The 16,276-nt window shown below is 66.4% G+C and carries 19 protein-coding genes; 13 read left to right on the forward strand and 6 right to left on the reverse strand.

All coding sequences use genetic code 11. The features are described from left to right. The first annotated feature begins 57 nt into the window (after positions 1-57). From ASE75_RS11550 to queE, 6 genes are all read left to right on the forward strand, one after another. The gene (locus ASE75_RS11550) at positions 58-1,224 is read left to right on the forward strand and encodes a hypothetical protein (protein ID WP_055933656.1); all 1,167 of its coding nucleotides are present in this window, start codon (positions 58-60) and stop codon (positions 1,222-1,224) included. Positions 1,225-1,306: 82 nt separating this feature from the next. Further along, the gene (locus ASE75_RS11555; RefSeq protein WP_055933658.1) at positions 1,307-2,497 is read left to right on the forward strand and encodes an aspartate aminotransferase family protein; all 1,191 of its coding nucleotides are present in this window, start codon (positions 1,307-1,309) and stop codon (positions 2,495-2,497) included. 191 nt (positions 2,498-2,688) lie between these two features. Continuing rightward, positions 2,689-3,606 (forward strand): ornithine carbamoyltransferase, encoded by a 918-nt coding sequence (gene argF / locus ASE75_RS11560; RefSeq protein ID WP_055933661.1) that lies wholly within the window; start codon positions 2,689-2,691, stop codon positions 3,604-3,606. A 31-nt stretch (positions 3,607-3,637) separates the two neighbouring features. Next, positions 3,638-4,555: an Hsp33 family molecular chaperone HslO gene (hslO, locus tag ASE75_RS11565; protein WP_055933664.1), complete on the forward strand. Its 918-nt coding sequence runs from the start codon at positions 3,638-3,640 to the stop codon at positions 4,553-4,555. Between the two features lie 174 nt (positions 4,556-4,729). Beyond that, entirely contained in the window at positions 4,730-5,425 is a 696-nt protein-coding gene (gene queC / locus ASE75_RS11570) for a 7-cyano-7-deazaguanine synthase QueC (protein WP_082463946.1), read from the forward strand. Positions 5,426-5,433: 8 nt separating this feature from the next. Next, positions 5,434-6,066, forward strand: a complete 633-nt coding sequence (gene queE, locus ASE75_RS11575) for a 7-carboxy-7-deazaguanine synthase (protein ID WP_055933667.1) — start codon at positions 5,434-5,436, stop codon at positions 6,064-6,066. Positions 6,067-6,111: 45 nt separating this feature from the next. Here the strand turns inward: queE and ASE75_RS11580 are convergent, their stop codons facing one another. The 3 genes from ASE75_RS11580 to lipB form a co-directional block, all read right to left on the reverse strand. Then, positions 6,112-6,819, reverse strand: a complete 708-nt coding sequence (locus ASE75_RS11580; RefSeq protein WP_055933670.1) for a hypothetical protein — start codon at positions 6,817-6,819, stop codon at positions 6,112-6,114. Between the two features lie 295 nt (positions 6,820-7,114). Next, entirely contained in the window at positions 7,115-7,381 is a 267-nt protein-coding gene (locus ASE75_RS11585; RefSeq protein WP_055933672.1) for a hypothetical protein, read from the reverse strand. Between the two features lie 91 nt (positions 7,382-7,472). Continuing rightward, positions 7,473-8,135, reverse strand: coding sequence for a lipoyl(octanoyl) transferase LipB (gene lipB / locus ASE75_RS11590; RefSeq protein WP_055933905.1), 663 nt, complete (start codon positions 8,133-8,135; stop codon positions 7,473-7,475). A 119-nt stretch (positions 8,136-8,254) separates the two neighbouring features. Between lipB and ASE75_RS15520 the strand changes: the two genes are divergently transcribed. Then, positions 8,255-9,097 carry a hypothetical protein gene (locus tag ASE75_RS15520; RefSeq protein ID WP_055933675.1) on the forward strand — a complete coding sequence of 281 codons (843 nt, stop codon included), beginning with the start codon at positions 8,255-8,257 and terminating at the stop codon, positions 9,095-9,097. After that, positions 9,094-9,828, forward strand: a complete 735-nt coding sequence (locus ASE75_RS15525; RefSeq protein ID WP_055933678.1) for a hypothetical protein — start codon at positions 9,094-9,096, stop codon at positions 9,826-9,828. Before ASE75_RS15520 ends, ASE75_RS15525 begins: the two co-directional genes overlap by 4 nt. Here ASE75_RS15525 and ASE75_RS11605 read toward each other — a convergent pair. The 3 genes from ASE75_RS11605 to ASE75_RS11615 are packed head-to-tail and all read right to left on the reverse strand — an operon-like array spanning position 9,804 to position 11,729. After that, positions 9,804-10,400 (reverse strand): GNAT family N-acetyltransferase, encoded by a 597-nt coding sequence (locus ASE75_RS11605; protein WP_055933681.1) that lies wholly within the window; start codon positions 10,398-10,400, stop codon positions 9,804-9,806. The genes ASE75_RS15525 and ASE75_RS11605 overlap by 25 nt on opposite strands. 4 nt (positions 10,401-10,404) lie before the next feature. Beyond that, positions 10,405-11,250: an oxygen-dependent coproporphyrinogen oxidase gene (hemF, locus tag ASE75_RS11610; protein WP_055933684.1), complete on the reverse strand. Its 846-nt coding sequence runs from the start codon at positions 11,248-11,250 to the stop codon at positions 10,405-10,407. Between the two features lie 11 nt (positions 11,251-11,261). Next, complete coding sequence (locus ASE75_RS11615; RefSeq protein ID WP_055933686.1) at positions 11,262-11,729, reverse strand: tRNA (cytidine(34)-2'-O)-methyltransferase; 468 nt, start codon at positions 11,727-11,729, stop codon at positions 11,262-11,264. Between the two features lie 187 nt (positions 11,730-11,916). Between ASE75_RS11615 and petA the strand changes: the two genes are divergently transcribed. The 5 genes from petA to ASE75_RS11640 all read left to right on the forward strand — a co-directional run bounded on the left by petA (position 11,917) and on the right by ASE75_RS11640 (position 16,253). Next, complete coding sequence (gene petA, locus ASE75_RS11620; RefSeq protein ID WP_443025343.1) at positions 11,917-12,495, forward strand: ubiquinol-cytochrome c reductase iron-sulfur subunit; 579 nt, start codon at positions 11,917-11,919, stop codon at positions 12,493-12,495. 10 nt (positions 12,496-12,505) lie between these two features. Further along, positions 12,506-13,789 carry a cytochrome b gene (locus ASE75_RS11625; protein WP_055933690.1) on the forward strand — a complete coding sequence of 428 codons (1,284 nt, stop codon included), beginning with the start codon at positions 12,506-12,508 and terminating at the stop codon, positions 13,787-13,789. Positions 13,790-13,817: 28 nt separating this feature from the next. After that, positions 13,818-14,660 (forward strand): cytochrome c1, encoded by an 843-nt coding sequence (locus ASE75_RS11630; protein WP_055933692.1) that lies wholly within the window; start codon positions 13,818-13,820, stop codon positions 14,658-14,660. Positions 14,661-15,041: 381 nt separating this feature from the next. Beyond that, a complete protein-coding gene (locus tag ASE75_RS11635; RefSeq protein WP_055933695.1) occupies positions 15,042-15,578 on the forward strand; it encodes an adenine phosphoribosyltransferase in 537 nt (178 codons plus the stop codon). 120 nt (positions 15,579-15,698) lie between these two features. Next, positions 15,699-16,253, forward strand: coding sequence for a hypothetical protein (locus ASE75_RS11640; RefSeq protein WP_055933697.1), 555 nt, complete (start codon positions 15,699-15,701; stop codon positions 16,251-16,253). Positions 16,254-16,276 lie beyond the last annotated feature (23 nt).

A 16,276-nucleotide genomic window follows, 5' to 3' on the forward strand; every position in this document is an offset into this window, starting at 1 on the left:
TAAAGCGGCGATGCAAGTGGTGGAATCGTCCCGGTTTTCATCGAAAGGTGCTGCCCCATGATCCTGTCCGTCATCGCGATGCTTCAGGCGGTTGCCGCCCCGGCACCGCAAGCCGCGTCGGTGCCGGAGGACAAGACGATCGTCGTGGTCGGCCGTCGGCTGAGCGATACCGAGCGTGCATTGGCCGCGTGTATCGCCCGCAAATGTCCGCCCAGGGAGGACATCGACGCCTCGCTGGCCCATGCGGAAAATCAGTTTCTGACCGGTGACTATGCCGAATCGCGCCGCACCCTGCTGGCGGCGCGGCGGCGCAACGCGAAATATGCAAAGGACCTGCCGGTCGACGTATCCGACCTGCTCCGGGCCAATGCGCGGCTTGCCGGCCTGAACGGCGCGGCGACGGCGGCACGGATCAACACGATCGACACGCTGGATGCGCTGAAAAGCGGTTTGCCGGCGGACGACCCGCGCGTGCTGATGCAGCGCCTGTCGGTCGGTGACGCCTTTGCCAAGCAGGCGCGGTTCGAGGCGGCCGAGGACATCTACAACAGGGTCGCCCGGCAGGCCCGCGCCGCTGGGTTGCCGCAGGTGGAGGGCCATGCGCTGCTTCGCAACGCCGTGCTGTTCACCGCGATCGCCGGCGTGAACCCGGCGTTCAGGGATCGCGCCCGCAAGGCAATCGCGCGGGTCCAGGCGACGACCGATCCGGCGCAGGCGGGATTCCGGGATGCGGCGGTGACTTTGTCGTCACGGGCGGCATCCGGTGTGTCGGATGAAAAGGCGCAGGCGGCGGCACGGGCCGACATGGCGACCGTTGCGCCAGCCGCACGCGCAACGACGGCCGTGCTGATCCACGCCCCGCCGATCGACCTTGGCGAGCGCGGCGCCAGCGCGCAGACCGTCATGGCAATGCAGGGTGATGACGCACCACAGTGGGTCGACGTCGCCTTCTGGGTCGCGCCGGACGGGTCGGTTCGCGACATCGACATCGTGCGGCAATCCGCCAATGCCGGCGGCGGATGGATCGGGAAGGTGAAGGAGTCGCTTGCCGGCCGCGTGTATCGCCCGCTGGCACTGGCGGCGTCCGACCCGGGGCTGCGTCGGATCGAACGCTATTCGCTGGTCTACGATGTGCTGGCGGTCCTTGGCAGCCGCATTCCTTCGCGCGAATCGGTACCGCATATCGAGATCACCGATCTGACTGTCGACACCGCCGCTGGTTGACGCTTCCCCCACCCGCCCGGTATCAGGCGGTTCGGGCGGCCCGAACGGGGCCGCCCTTGCTGTTTCAAAAGGAGTCGCCGTCGTGACCATCACCCCCCTGATGCCCGTCTATCCCCGCTGCGGGGTGCGGCCGGTGCGAGGCGAGGGCGCGTGGCTGATTGGCGAGCAGGGCGAACGCTATCTCGATTTTGCCAGCGGCATCGCGGTCAACGCGCTGGGCCACGGTCATCCCAAGCTGGTGAAGGCGATCGCCGACCAGGCCGCAACGCTGATGCACGTCTCGAACCTGTACGGCAGCCCGCAGGGCGAACATTTCGCGCAGCGGCTGATCGACGCGACCTTTGCCGACACGGTGTTCTTCACCAATTCGGGCGCGGAGGCCGTCGAGTGCGCGATCAAGACCGCGCGGCGCTATCACTTCGCCAATGGCAACGAACAGCGCCATGACCTGATTACCTTCAACAACGCGTTCCACGGCCGCACGCTGGGGACGATCAGCGCGACGAACCAGCCCAAGATGCGCGACGGCTTCGGGCCGTTGCTCCCCGGGTTCAAATATTGCGCGTTCAACGATCTCGACGCCGCGCTGGCGCTGATCGACGAGAATACGGCGGGCTTTCTGGTCGAACCGATTCAGGGCGAGGGCGGCGTTTCGGTCGCGACGCCGGAGTTCCTGAAGGGTCTGCGCAAGGCCTGCGACGATCACGGCCTGATGCTGGTGCTGGACGAGGTGCAGGCGGGCTATGGCCGTACCGGCACGCTGTTCGCGCATGAGCATTACGGCATCGTCCCCGACATCATGGCGGCCGCCAAGGGGATCGGCGGCGGCTTCCCGCTGGGCGCGTGCCTTGCCACCGCCGAGGCGGCCAAGGGCATGGTCATCGGCACCCACGGGTCGACCTATGGCGGCAACCCGCTGGGCATGGCGGCGGGCGAGGCGGTGCTCGACGTGCTGATGGAGGACGGCTTCCTGGCGCACGTCACGGCGATGGGCGATCGCCTGCGCGCCAGCCTTGAGCAGATGATGCCCAATTTCGATCATCTGTTCGAGGAAGTGCGCGGCAAGGGCCTGATGATGGGCCTGAAGCTGAAAAGCGACAGCCGCCGGTTCGTGGCGCATCTGCGCGACAATCATGGGTTGCTGACGGTGGCGGCGGGCGAGAACGTCGTCCGCATCCTGCCGCCGCTCATCATCGACGAAAGCCATATTGCCGACTTCATCGAGCGGTTGAGCGATGGCGCGCGGGTGTATGTGCCGGCGAGTGATGATTGAGCAATAATACAGATAGTTAACGATGCCTCATCTTGCGCCACCGTTCGTCCTGAGTAGGGACTGAGCATAGTCGAAGGCCCGTATCGAAGGAGAGTTGGGACACCATGTCCTGTTCTTCGATACGCCGCTTCGACTACGCTCAGCAGCTGCTCAGGACGAACGGGGTGGAATATCGGGGAGGAGCAAGAAGAATGCGCCATTTCCTGAACCTGACCGACGCCGGCCCTGACGGCATCGCCGCGATGCTGGCCGATGCGATCGACCGCAAGGCCGCCCGCGCCGGTTTCCCCAGGGGCCGCGCGGATGCCGACGCGCCGCTGGCCGGCCATACGCTCGCGATGATCTTCGAGAAGAATTCGACCCGGACGCGCGTGTCGTTCGACATGGCGATCCGCCAGCTTGGCGGCACCTCGATCGTGATGGACGCAGGCTCGATGCAGCTTGGCCGCGGCGAAAGCGTCGCCGACACCGCGCGCGTCCTGTCCACCTATGTCGACGCGATCATGATCCGCACCGACGATCACGCCAAGGTCGAGGAGATGGCGCATTACGCCAGCGTGCCGGTCATCAACGGCCTGACCGACGCGTCGCATCCCTGCCAGATCATGGCCGACCTGCTGACCGTGATCGAAAGCGGCAAGGCGCTGCCCGGCCTGAAGGTCGCGTGGCTGGGCGACGGCAACAACGTCCTCGCCTCGATCGTCGAGGCGGCGGGCCTGATGCAGTTCGACGTCGTCGCCGCCTGTCCGCAGGGGTATCAGCCGACCGACGCCGATGTCGCGCTGGGCAAGGGCCGCGCGCGCGTCGTCGCCAGCCCCCAGGAGGCGGTCGAGGGCGCGGACATCGTCGTCACCGATACCTGGATCTCGATGGGGCAGACGCAGGCGGAAACGAAGCTTGCCGCGCTGACGCCCTATCAGGTCGATTCCGCGCTGATGGCGATGGCGAAGCCCGACGCGAAGTTCCTCCACTGCCTGCCCGCGCATCGTGGCGAGGAGGTGACGGCCGAAGTCATCGACGGTCCGCAGTCGCTGATCTGGGCCGAGGCCGAGAACCGGCTGCACGCGCAGAAATCGGTGCTGCGGTGGTGCTTTGGCCAGATCGGTTGATCGCGCACGGCCAGACCTTATCTGGGTTACAATGACCGATCCAACCACCACCGACACCGACCGCGCGCTCGGTTTCACGATCCCCAGCCTCAGCGCGCGGGGGCGGATCGTGCGACTGGGTCCGGTGCTCGACACCATTCTGTCGGGCCATGCCTATCCGCCGGCGATCGAATCGCTGCTGGCGGAGGCGCTGACGCTGGCCGCGCTGATCGGGTCGACGCTGAAGGATGCCAGCGGCCAGCTGACGATGCAGACGCGCACCGACGAGGGCGTCGTCCGGCTTCTGGTGTGCGATTATCGCGGTGGCGAGCTGCGCGGCTATGTCGATTACGACGCCGACAAGCTGGCCGAGGCGCCCGAGCAGCCGACGCTGTTCGCGCTGTTCGGTCAGGGGTATCTGGCGATCACGTTCGACATGGCGTCGACCGCCGAACGCTATCAGGGGATCGTGCCGCTCGACGGCGAAACGTTGGCGCAGGCCGCCGAAAGCTATTTCGTGCAGTCCGAACAGATCCCCAGCCTGGTCCGGGTCGGCATGATCCGCCAGCCCGACGGTACGATGGTGTCGGGCGGCCTGTTCCTCCAGCATCTGCCCGAGGGCGAGGACGGACGCGCGCGGCTGCACACCAAGCTCGACCACCCGGAGTGGGAGCGTGTCGCCGCACTGGGCCAGACGATCGGCACCGACGAGCTGGCCGATCCCGCATTGTCGCTGGAAACGATCGTCTGGCGGCTGTTCAACGAGGAAAGCGACGTGCGCGCCCTGTCGTCGCAAGGCATGGCGCGTGGATGCCGCTGCACGCCTGAACACATCGCCGGCGTGCTCGGCAAGTTTCCCATCGACCAGCAGCGCGAGATGGCGGACGCGGACGGTATCATCCAGGTCGACTGCAAGTTCTGCGCGCGCATCTTTCCGGTGCCGGTCACCGATGGAGTCGCACCCGACTGAGCGTGGCGGCGTTAACGCGATCCTAACCCGCGCGGTGCAGGGTGACCGGGTGCCTGGACTTTGGCACGTTACTCCCTCGATTTTGGCCGCAAGGCCACTGGGCTGCCCTTGGGCGGCCCTTTTTTTTCATCCAACTTGCACGCGCCCGCGCATGCGCCTACGCGCGGCGCAATCATGACACTGGACAAGACCCCCGCGGTCGCGCTCGTTTCGGGCGGGCTGGATTCGATGGTATCGGCGGCGCTGGCGCGCGAGGAGGGCCGGCCGCTGCTCGCGCTGTCGATCGACTATCATCAGCGCCATCAGGTCGAGCTGGCCGCCGCCCGCCGGATCGCGCACCTCCTGGGTGCCGTGCGGCACGTCGTCCTGCCGATGGATCTGTCGGCGTTCGGCGGATCGGCGCTGACCGACGATATCGCCGTGCCGAAGGACGGCGTGGGGCCGGGGATCCCGGTCACCTATGTACCCGCGCGCAACACCGTCTTCCTCAGCCTTGCGCTGGCGTGGGCCGAGGCCGCCGGTGCGCGCGACCTGTATATCGGCGTCAACGCGCTCGATTATTCGGGCTATCCCGATTGCCGGCCCGAGTTCATCGCCGGCTTCGAGGCGCTGGCCGCGCTGGCGACCAAGGCCGGGGTCGAGGATGGGCAGCCGTTTCGTATCCACGCGCCGCTGCAAACCATGACCAAGGCCGATATCGTGCGCGAGGGCACGCGCCTTGGCCTCGACCTGGGGCTGAGTTGGTCGTGCTACGATCCCAGCCCGGCGGGCACGCATTGCGGCCTGTGCGACAGTTGCCGCCTGCGGGCGAAGGGATTCGACGAGGCCGGGATCGCCGATCCGACGGTCTATGCGACGAAGCCGGAATAGCGATCCGCATGAGCTATGCCGTCAAGGAGATGTTCCTGACCCTGCAGGGGGAGGGGGCCAATGCCGGTCGCCGGGCCGTGTTCGTCCGTTTTGCCGGGTGCAACCTGTGGTCGGGTCGCGAACAGGACCGGGCAACGGCGGTCTGCCGCTTCTGCGATACCGATTTCGTCGGGATCGACGGGGTCGGCGGCGCGCGCTTTGCCGATGCGGCGGCGCTGGCGGCGGCGGTTGCCGGGTTCTGGGGTGATGGCACGACCGACCGGTTCGTGGTGCTGACCGGCGGCGAGCCGATGCTCCAGGTCGATGACGCGGTGGTCGATGCGCTTCACGAGGCGGGGTTCTTCATCGCGATCGAAACCAACGGCACGGTGCCGGTGCATCCCCGCATCGACTGGATCTGCGTCAGTCCGAAGGCGGGCAGCACGGTCGTGCAGCGGCGTGGCGACGAACTGAAGCTGGTATGGCCGCAAGCGGGAATCGACCCGGACGACGTGGCCCGGTGGGATTTCACCCACCGTCTTGCCCAGCCGCTCGACGATCCGCAGGCCGCCGCCAATCAGGATGCGGCCGTCGCGCTGGTCATGGCCCGGCCCGAATGGCGGCTGTCGCTGCAGACCCACAAGATGCTGGGTATCCGATAAAAAATTCCCCGCCCCGAATGTCCGGGCGGGGAGGACGGGATCGGGTCAGCGGGTGGCGACGCCGATGCCCGGTGCAGGCGGCCAGTTCTGCACGCCGCACTTCTTGGTCACCCATTCGTTCTTCTTGTTCCAGCAGATCGGGTCCAGCCGGGGCATGACCACCGGGGTCGTGTCGCGGCCGATATAGCGGGGAAACCGCTGCTCGCCCCATGGCACCAGGCTGTTACGCAGTTCGCGCGTGCGGGCGGCGGCAAGATCGCCAAACTCGCCGCGCGGCGTGAAGATCGCATCGCGGCCGATCGAATGCGCGGTCTGGCAGAAGCCATATTGCGCCGCCACCGTCGTAAAGCTGGAATAGGTCCGCGTGCCGAACTGGTCGAGCGCGGCCTGGCCGGCGGCCTTGGTCTTGTTCGTCCGCAGATAATATTTGCTGATCGTGTCGAACGCCTTCTGGATCTCGTCGCCATGGTCGCGCAGGATCGCGTTGTAATTGTCGACCGTCAGCAGGGTCGGCGCGAACTGGCATTGCAGCGCAGCGACGTTCAGCGCGGCGCGCATGTTCCAGATCAGGACCGCGCGCTGTTCGGCCGGTGTCGCGCCGGGCATGACGACGCCCGATCCCGGCTCGTCACCCTTGACCACGACGTTCGACGTCATGTCGCGCGACTGCATGAAGAACTGGGCCGAAGCCGGGCTGGCCAAAAGCGCGGCGGCGGCGAACCCCAAGCCCAAGGCGATACGCAAACTGGTCATCCTGTCCTCTCCAAGCGCAGTCACGCGCATAACCGGTATCGGCGCGCGAGATCGGCGCCGGTCGTCGACGCAAGCGGCGCTGCGTGGACGTCATGCAGTGGAAACTACGGCGTTTCGCGGCTTCGCCCAAACGGTTTTTAACCATTCCGTCGCATCCGTTGACCGGGTGCGTAACGGTGTCGGTCGCGTGCGGTGCGGGACGGCGATGTTGCCCGGACGGCAAAAGGGCCGCCCGGTCGCCCGGACGGCCCCTTATCCATCGCAAAGCACCCCGTGAACCGGGGTGCCGTTGCAATTACATCGCGTTGGCGGCGTTGGTCATCATCATGTCGTTCGACATCATCGTGTCGTTCGCCATCATGGTGTCGTTGGCCATCATGCCACCGTTCATCGCGCCATCAACGGCGGTCATGTTGTCGGTCATGGTGTCCATGCCCTCGGTGGTGTTCATGTCGGTGATCATGGTGTTGTCGGTCGTCTCGGCCTTCGGGCCGCAAGCCGAAACCATCAGCGCGGCCGCGGCGATCATCGAGCCGGTCAGCATCTTGGAAATTGCACGCATTGGAAGCTCCCTCAGAAAAAGGATTTGGTTGCCTTTGGCGGCGCGTTAATACCCAAATCAAAGGGGACATTAATCGACTATAGGATCGCCCTCAAGCTAAGTTTTGAGTCTGCGAAGAAACAGTATCGAGGAAGGCCCCAAACCGACGCTCCAGTGCGGTGTCCAGCGTTGTCAACCCGGCATCGAGTCCCATCGCCGACAGGCTTGTGACCGGATATTCGGCGATTCCACAGGGGATTATACCGCCGAAATGCGACAGGTCGGGGGCAACGTTGACCGCGAATCCGTGCAACGTCACCCACCGCTTCACCCGCACCCCGATCGCGCCGACCTTCGCCTCGGTGGGGCCGGTGCCGGTCCAGATGCCGACCCGGCCGGGGACCGCGAACGCCGCCACGCCAAGGTCGGCCAGCGCGGCGATCACCCAGTCCTCCACCGCATGGACGAACCGGCGCACGTCGCGCCCGCGTTTGCCCAGGTCGATCACCAGATAGGCGATCCGCTGACCCGGGCCGTGATAAGTGTATTTGCCGCCGCGCCCGGTCGCGACGACGGGAAAGCGCGGGTCGACCAGGTCGGTGGCGACCGCGCTGGTCCCGCCGGTATAGACCGGCGGATGTTCCAGCAGCCAGACCAGTTCGCGCGCGGTCCCGTCCGCCACGGCGGCGGCGCGCGCCTCCATTTCGGCCAGCGCGTCGGCATAGGGGGTCAGGCCGGGCGTCACGCGCCATTCGATGTCGGGAAAATCGGTCACGCCCGCCGATGTGCGTTGCGCGGGCGGCGGTTGCAAGCGATGGAAATGCGGCAAGGCATCGGCTATCGAGCGCGACTGCGGGGCCATAACGAAGCCACAACCGACCGGGGGCGTGCGACATGACGACGATCAGCAGGGTTTGGGACAGCACGACCGAGGTCATGGCCGGGCGGATCGGCATGATCGCGCCGGTCGCGCTGGTGACCGCGTTCCTGCCCAGTCTCATCGGATCGGCGCACACCGCCTATGGCACCAGTACCTCCGCCGGTTTCGCGCTCGTCAGTTTCGCGATCGCGCTGCTGACGCTGGTCCTGACGATCTGGGGGCAACTGGTCATCCTGGCCATCGCCACCGATCCGGCAACGACCGCCGCCAGCGCCCGTGCACAGGCGACCGCCCGGTTGCTGCCGACGATCGGCGTGACTCTGGCCATCGTCATCGCGTTCATGCTGCTGGTGGTGCCGATGATCGTGGCGATCGCCTTTTCGGGGATCGGCCTTGCCGCGTTGTCGGCCGCCACGCCGACGATGATGCCGCGTATGCCGGCGGGCACGAGCACCTTCATCCTGCTCTACACGCTGGCGCTGATCGTCGTGATGCTCATCGTCGGCGCGCGGCTGATGCTGACCAACGCGGTCGTGTTGAACGAACGGCGCGGGCTGGGGGCGATCCGCCGGTCGATCGTGCTGACGCGCGGCCTGACGCTGAAGCTGATCGGTGTCGCGATCCTGTTCGTCATCGTGCTGATCGTGGCGACGCTGGCCGCACAATCGGTGTCGGGCCTGATCTTCCGCCTGATCCTTGGCGCGGACGGTATCGCGACGGCGACGTTCCTGGCGTCGGCGGTCGGGGCGCTGGTATCGACCGGATTCACCGCGCTCGCCTATGTCTTCACCGCCCGGCTGTATGTCGCGACGCGGAGCCGCGAGGGCGATTCGGCCCCGACCATGCCGACCGCATGAAGATCGACCTGCCGACGACGCTGGCCGACGCCTGGGCGCTGTTTCGTGCCGAGCGCGATCTGGTGATCCGGATCGCCGGCACCTTCCTGTTCCTGCCGGCGCTGGCGCTCGCGCTGCTGGTCCCGGCCTATCCGCTGCCGGTGATGACCGGGACCGACCGTACCGCGCAGGCCGAGGCGTGGAGCGCGGCGTTCAGCGCGTGGGCCAACGACTATGGCCTGGCGACGGTCGTCGCGTACGGTGTGCTGATCGTCGGCGCGCTGGCGCTGTTCGCGCTGTATCTCGATCCGGAGCGGCCGACCGTCGGTCGCGCGATCCTGCGTGGCCTGTCGCTGGCGCCACGCTATCTGCTGGTGCTGCTGCTGATCGGTCTGCCGTCGCAACTGGGCCTGGCGCTGTTCCTGTTGCCGGGCCTGTATATCCTCGGGCGTGTCGCCCTGGCCGGACCGATCCTGGTCGCGGACCGGCCGATCGGTGCGTGGCGGGCGATCGTCGCGTCGATCCAGCGGACGCGCGGGTCGGGTTTCGGGCTGATGGGGCTGATGGGGTTCGGCTATCTTGGCGGGCAGCTGGCGCAACTGCTGACGCGGCTGGCGCAGGAGCCGTCGGTTGCGACCAACCCGGTCGTCTTCACCCTGCTGTGCAGTCTGGCGGCGGCCGTGGCGAGCGCGGCGCAGGTGATGCTGACCATGATCGGTATCGCCGCCTATCGCCGGGTATCCGCCAGATAGGGGATATGCGGCGCGGCCTCGACCGGCAGCAGGCCCAGTGCACGCGGGTCGGCAAAGGTTTCGATCGTCCGCTTCACCGCGACGAATCCTTGCGCGCGATAGAAGTTTAGCGCGTGCGGGTGGTCCAGCGTACAGGTGTGGACCCACACCCGCGCGACGCCGGGTGCCCAGGCCCGCGCCATCGCCTCCGCCATCAGCCAGCGGCCATGCCCCTTGCCCGCCAGTTCGGGAATCAGCCCGAAATAGGACAGCTCGGTCTGTAGCGGATCACGGGTGTCGAGTTCGAGCATCCCGACCTCGATCCCCGCGCGGTCGACCACCGCGAACACCGCGATGCCGGGGTCGTGGACGATCGCCGCCAGCGCCGCATCGTCCATCGCGAGGCGCGAATACCACAGCCAGGGGCCGCCGACCCGCGCGAACAGCTGCCGATAGCGCACCAGATCCGGCGCAGGCCACGCGACCAGCCGGAACGGCGAGGCCGGCATCGGTCTGAGCGGTGGCCGCTTCCGCATCTCCAGCGTGGTGACGATCGTCGCCAGTTCGTGCGGCTCGACCGGGATCAGCGCCACCGCGTCACTCCCAACTCGCCATCGGCGGCAGGCTCATCAGGATCGCGTCGATATTGCCGCCGGTCTTCAGCCCGAACAGCGTGCCACGATCGTGCACCAGATTGAACTCGGCATAGCGCCCGCGCCAGCGCAGCATTTCCGCGCGGTCGGCGTCGGTGAAGGCCGCGTCCATCCGCCGCCGGACGATGCGCGGATAGGTGTCCAGAAACGCCTCGCCGACGCTGCGGGTGAAGGCGAAGTCGGCGTCGAAATCCCCCTCCAGATGGTCGTAGAAGATGCCGCCGACGCCGCGGTGCACCTTGCGATGGGGGATGTAGAAATACTCGTCGGCCCACGCCTTGAACCGGTCGTAATAATCCGCGCCGTGCGCGTCGCACGCGGTTTTCAGCGTCGCATGGAAGTCGGCGGTGTCCTCCGCGATCGGCAGCGGCGGGTTCAGGTCCGCGCCGCCGCCAAACCAGCGCTTCGTCGTGACCAGGAAGCGCGTGTTCATGTGGACGGCCGGCACCTGCGGATTGGCCATGTGCGCGACCAGGCTGATGCCGGTGGCGAAGAAGCCGGGATCTTCGGCCGCGCCGTGGATCGACTTGGCGAACTCGCCCTCGAACGTGCCGCCGACCGTGGAGACGTTGACGCCGACCTTCTCGAACACCTTGCCCTTCATCACGCCGCGCACGCCGCCGCCGCCCGCCGCGCCCGACGGGTCGATCCGCTCCCAGGGGGTGTAGGTGAAGGTGGCGTCCGAGCCGGCCTCGCGCTCGATCGTCTCGAAACTGGCGCAGATCCGGTCGCGCAAGGCCTCGAACCAGGTGCGGGCGGCGGCCTGCTGGCTGTCCATCGGTATCGTCATGGATAGCGCCCTTAGCGGATGATAGCGGCTGGGGGGAGGGGCCAGCCATGCTGGCGCAGGCCTTCCGCCGCCATGATCGCGGCCGACGCGGCGACGTTCAGCGACCGAAAGCCCGCGCGCATCGGCACCCGCACGCGCACGTAAACCGCGTCGTGGACGTGATCGGGCACGCCGCTGCTTTCCGATCCGAACAGCAGGATGTCGCTGGCGTCGAACCGCACCTGCGGCAGGTCGGTCGCGCCGCGCGTCGTGGCCAGCACGACGCGGCCCCGGGCGGCGGCGCGAAAGGCGTCCCAGTCGACATGACGGACGATGTCGACCTCGCGCGCGTAATCCATGCCGGCGCGGGCCATCGACCGGTCGCCCCACGGAAACCCCATCGGCTCGATCAGGTCGACGCCCAGGCCGAAACAGGCGGCGGTTCGCAGGATCGTGCCGACATTGCCGGCGATATCGGGTTCGTACAGGGCGATGCGCATCGCGTCCGACTAGCGCGGGAATGGCCCCCACGCAAAATGGAGTTGGCAAAAGCGCATCCTGCCGTCTATCACTCAAGCGCCCGCCATGGGGATGGACGGGTAGGAGAGGGAGGGGCGCACGATCGGTAAACGATCGAAACCCAGGCGGTCTTCCCGGCATAAGAATACAAGGGCTGACTGAATGGCGATGAACCACGACGACCTGCCGCCGGGAGAGGCGCCGGAACCATCCGGTCAGGACCCGCACGATCCGCGTCGCCGCGACTTCATCAACATCGCCGCCGTGTCGTTTGCCGGCGTCGGTGCGGTCGCCATCGTCCTGCCGCTCATCAATCAGATGAACCCGTCGGCCGACGTGCTGGCGCAATCCACCACCGAGATCGACCTGTCGAAGATCCTGCCCGGACAGGCGATCAAGACGTCGTTCCGCAAGCAGCCGCTGTTCGTCCGCAACCTGACCCCGGCCGAGATTGCCGCCGCCGACGCGGTGCCGCTGTCCGAACTGCGCGATCCGCAGTCGCTGGAGGAGCGTACGAAGGCCGGCAAGAAGAACTGGCTCATCACGCTGGGCGTCTGCACCCATCTGGGCTGCGTGCCGCTGGGTGCCGGCGAGGGCGAGAACAAGGGGCCGTATGGCGGCTATTTCTGCCCGTGCCACGGCTCGGCCTACGACACCGCCGCCCGCATTCGCAAAGGCCCCGCGCCGACGAACCTGCAAGTGCCGGATTACAGCTTCAACTCCGACACCGTCGTCACGGTAGGCTGAGGGAACGATCATGAGCTTTGCCTGGGCAAAACACTATGAGCCGAAGCAGCCGCTGATGCGGTGGCTGGACGAGAAACTTCCCGTCCCCCGGCTGGTCTACAACGCGGTCGGCGCCGGCTATCCGGTGCCGCGCAACCTCAATTATTTCTGGAACTTCGGCGTGCTCGCGGGCGCGGCGCTCGGCATCCAGATCATCACCGGCATCGTCCTGGCGATGCATTATGCCGCCAACGGGCTGGTCGCGTTCGATTCGGTCGAAGGCATCATGCGCGACGTCAACGCCGGCTGGTTCCTGCGGTATGCGCACGCGAACGGCGCGTCGATGTTCTTCATCGTCGTCTACACCCACATCTTTCGCGGGCTGTATTACGGGTCGTACAAGGCCCCGCGCGAAATGGTCTGGCTGCTCGGCGTCACGATCTTCCTGCTGATGATGGCCACCGCCTTCATGGGCTATGTCCTGCCCTGGGGTCAGATGAGCTTCTGGGGCGCGCAGGTCATCACCGGTTTCTTCTCGGCGATCCCGCTGGTCGGCGACACCATCCGCATCTGGCTTCTGGGCGGATATGCGCCGGACAATGCCGCGCTCAACCGCTTCTTCTCGCTGCATTATCTGCTGCCGTTCGTGATCGCGGGCGTCATCATCCTGCACATCTGGGCGCTGCACATCCCGGGGTCGAACAACCCGACCGGCGTCGACGTGAAGGGCGAGCAGGACACCGTCCCGTTCCACCCCTATTACACCGCCAAGGACGGTGTCGGCCTCGGCGTGTTCATGCTGGTGTTTGCGATCCTGCTGTTCTTCGCTCCGAACTATCTGGGCCACCCGGACAATTATATTCCGGCCAACCCGCTTTCGACGCCCGCGCACATCGTGCCCGAATGGTATTTCTGGCCGTTCTACGCGATCCTGCGCGCCTTCACCGCCGACTTCATCCTGCCCGCCAAGCTGTGGGGTGTGCTGGCGATGTTCGGGTCGATCCTGCTGCTGTTCTTCCTGCCCTGGCTCGACAATTCGCCGGTGCGGTCGAACAACTACCGGCCCAAGGCGCGGATCGCCTTCTGGATCCTGGTGGTCGACATCCTCATCCTCGGCTGGTGCGGCGGGTCCGCGGCGACGCCGACCTATGTGATCCTCAGCCAGCTGTGCGCGGCCTATTACTTCGCGCATTTCCTCATCATCCTGCCGATCATCTCGCGCTCGGAGCGTACGCGCCCGTTGCCGAACTCGATCACCGAGGCGGTCCTGGCCAAGCATGGCGGAACCAGCCCGACGCAGACCGCGCTCGCGTGAGCCGAGCCGACAAAGGGGCAAGAATATAATGGTCCGTCTCATTGCATCCCTGGTCGGCGCGGCATTCGTGCTGGTGCTCGGACTGGCGCTGTTCAGCAGCGTGTCCGGCGTCATCACCGATCCGCCCGAAGCGACCGCCGAAAGCGTGTTCCATGAACACCCGAAGGAACTGGACATCGCCAGCAATGGCGTATTCGGCAAGTTCGACCGGCGTCAGGTCCAGCGCGGGTTTCAGGTCTACAAGGAAGTCTGCGCCGCCTGCCACTCGATCCGGCTGGTGTCGTTCCGCGACCTGGAAAAGATTGGCTATTCCGAACCCGAGGTGAAGGCGATCGCCAGCCAGTGGGTGATCGAACAGCCGTCGATCAACCCGGAAACGGGCGAGCCGGCGACGCGCAAGAACATCCCGTCGGACCGATTCCCGTCGCCGTTCGCGAACGAGGTCGCGGCCCGCGCGGCCAACAACAACGCGCTGCCGCCCGACCTGTCGCTGATGACCAAGGCGCGGCATGACGGTGCGGCTTATGTCGACTCGCTCCTGACTGGCTACACGACGCAGCCGGCGGCGCTGCTGAAGCAGTTTCCGGACGCCAAGACGCCCGAAGGCCTCCACTACAACCCGTATTTCGCGAACCTGAACATCGCGATGCCGCCGCCGATCACTTCGGACGGCCAAGTGACCTACACCGACGGCACCCGCGCGACGAAGGCGCAGATGGCCGCCGACGTGTCGGCGTTCCTGGTGTGGACCGCCGAACCGAACCTGGAATCGCGCCATGCGGCCGGGCTTGCTGCGGTGATCTTCATCCTGATCTTCATCGGTCTGGCGTGGGGCGCCTATCAGAATGTGTGGCGTAACATCGAGCATTGAAGGTTCGGGCATGGCGTAATGCACGGGGGGCGGCGGGACAGGTTCCGCCGCCCCCTTTTTGTTGGCGGGTGGGGGCTTGCCAGTCGCTTCTTCCGTCATCCCGGACTGGATCCGGGATCCAGCGTGGCGGGCGACGACCGGTCTGGTTCCGGATCCCGGCGTTCGCCGGCATGACGACAGGGCACATTTTTTGCCTTGGATGACTTCCAGCATCCACAGGGGGTTACCCTTCCGGTACGACGCGCCGCCCTCCTTCTCCCATCGGGATAGGGAAAGACGGCTTGGCTGGCGAAGGGTGAGGGTGGCTCGCAGGGCCGGGGCCTTCATTGCACGCACGCACCGTGATAGTCGAAGATATCCCAGTCCACCGGAGCCGCCGCAATGCCCGCCAACGACGACCTGAAGGCGCTGATCCGCACCATCCCGGATTTCCCCAAACCCGGCATCCAGTTCCGCGACATTACCACGCTGATGCTCTCGCCGACCGGTCTTGCCACCGCGATCGCGCGGATGGCGGCGGCGGTCGACGGCCCGGTCGATCTGGTTGCGGGGATCGAGGCGCGCGGGTTCCTGTTCGCCGCAGCACTCGCGGTGCCGTTGAAGGCCGGCGTGCTGCTGATCCGCAAGGACGGAAAACTGCCCGGCGCGACGATCGCGGAGGACTATGCGCTGGAATATGGCACCGACCGGATCGCAATCCATGCCGATGCCTGTGCGCCGGGTGCGCGCGTCCTGCTGGTTGATGACCTGATCGCGACCGGTGGCACCGCGCGGGCGGCGGTGCGGCTGCTGCGCAAGGCGGGCGCGACCGTCACGCAGGCGCAGTTCCTGGTCGACCTGCCCGATCTCGGCGGCGCGGCGGCGCTGGCGGAAGACGGTATCGCGGTGTCCGCGCTGGTCGCCTTTGCCGGTCACTGATCGCGGCGGATCGCCCGAAAAACAGGGTTTGTGGAACAAGCGTGGTGAGTCCACGTTGGAACACTATCGGTCGGGCGCGTACCTTGCCCGGCATCCTCTTTGTACCGGGGACGTGTTCTCATGATTTTCAAGACACTCAAGGTCGCCGCACTGGCGATTGGCCTGGGCCTCGGCGTTTCGGCCTGCACGGACGGCTATGGCTATAGCGGCCTGAATGTCGGCTATGCCAGTGGTGGCTATGCCGATCCCTATTACGGCAACGGTCTGGGTTATGGCGGCCTCGGCTATGGCGGCGGCGTCGGTTTGGCGCAGTCCTATTATGGCTGGAACGGCGACTATTATTATCCCGGCTCGGGCGTGTACGTCTACGATCGCTACCGTCGTCCCTATCGCTGGAACGGTCAGCAACAGCAATACTGGCAGAGCCGCCAGAACCTGCGGCAGGACCGACGCCAAGTTCGCAACAACTGGCAGGGCTTCCGTCAGGATCGACGCGACGACCGGCGTGACTTCCGTCAGGATCGTCGTGGCGATCGTCAGGCGTTCAACAATGGACAGGTCACGCGGGACCAGTTCCGTGCCGAGCGTCGCGACGATCGACGGGAGTTCCGGCAGGAGCGCCGTGAAGATCGACGCGGGCTGCGTCGCGAGAACCGCCGCGATCGTCGCAACTGATCGCTCGATCCGCACGATTACAA

The organism is Sphingomonas sp. Leaf17, assembly GCF_001421505.1.
Taxonomy (GTDB): Bacteria; Pseudomonadota; Alphaproteobacteria; order Sphingomonadales; family Sphingomonadaceae; genus Sphingomonas.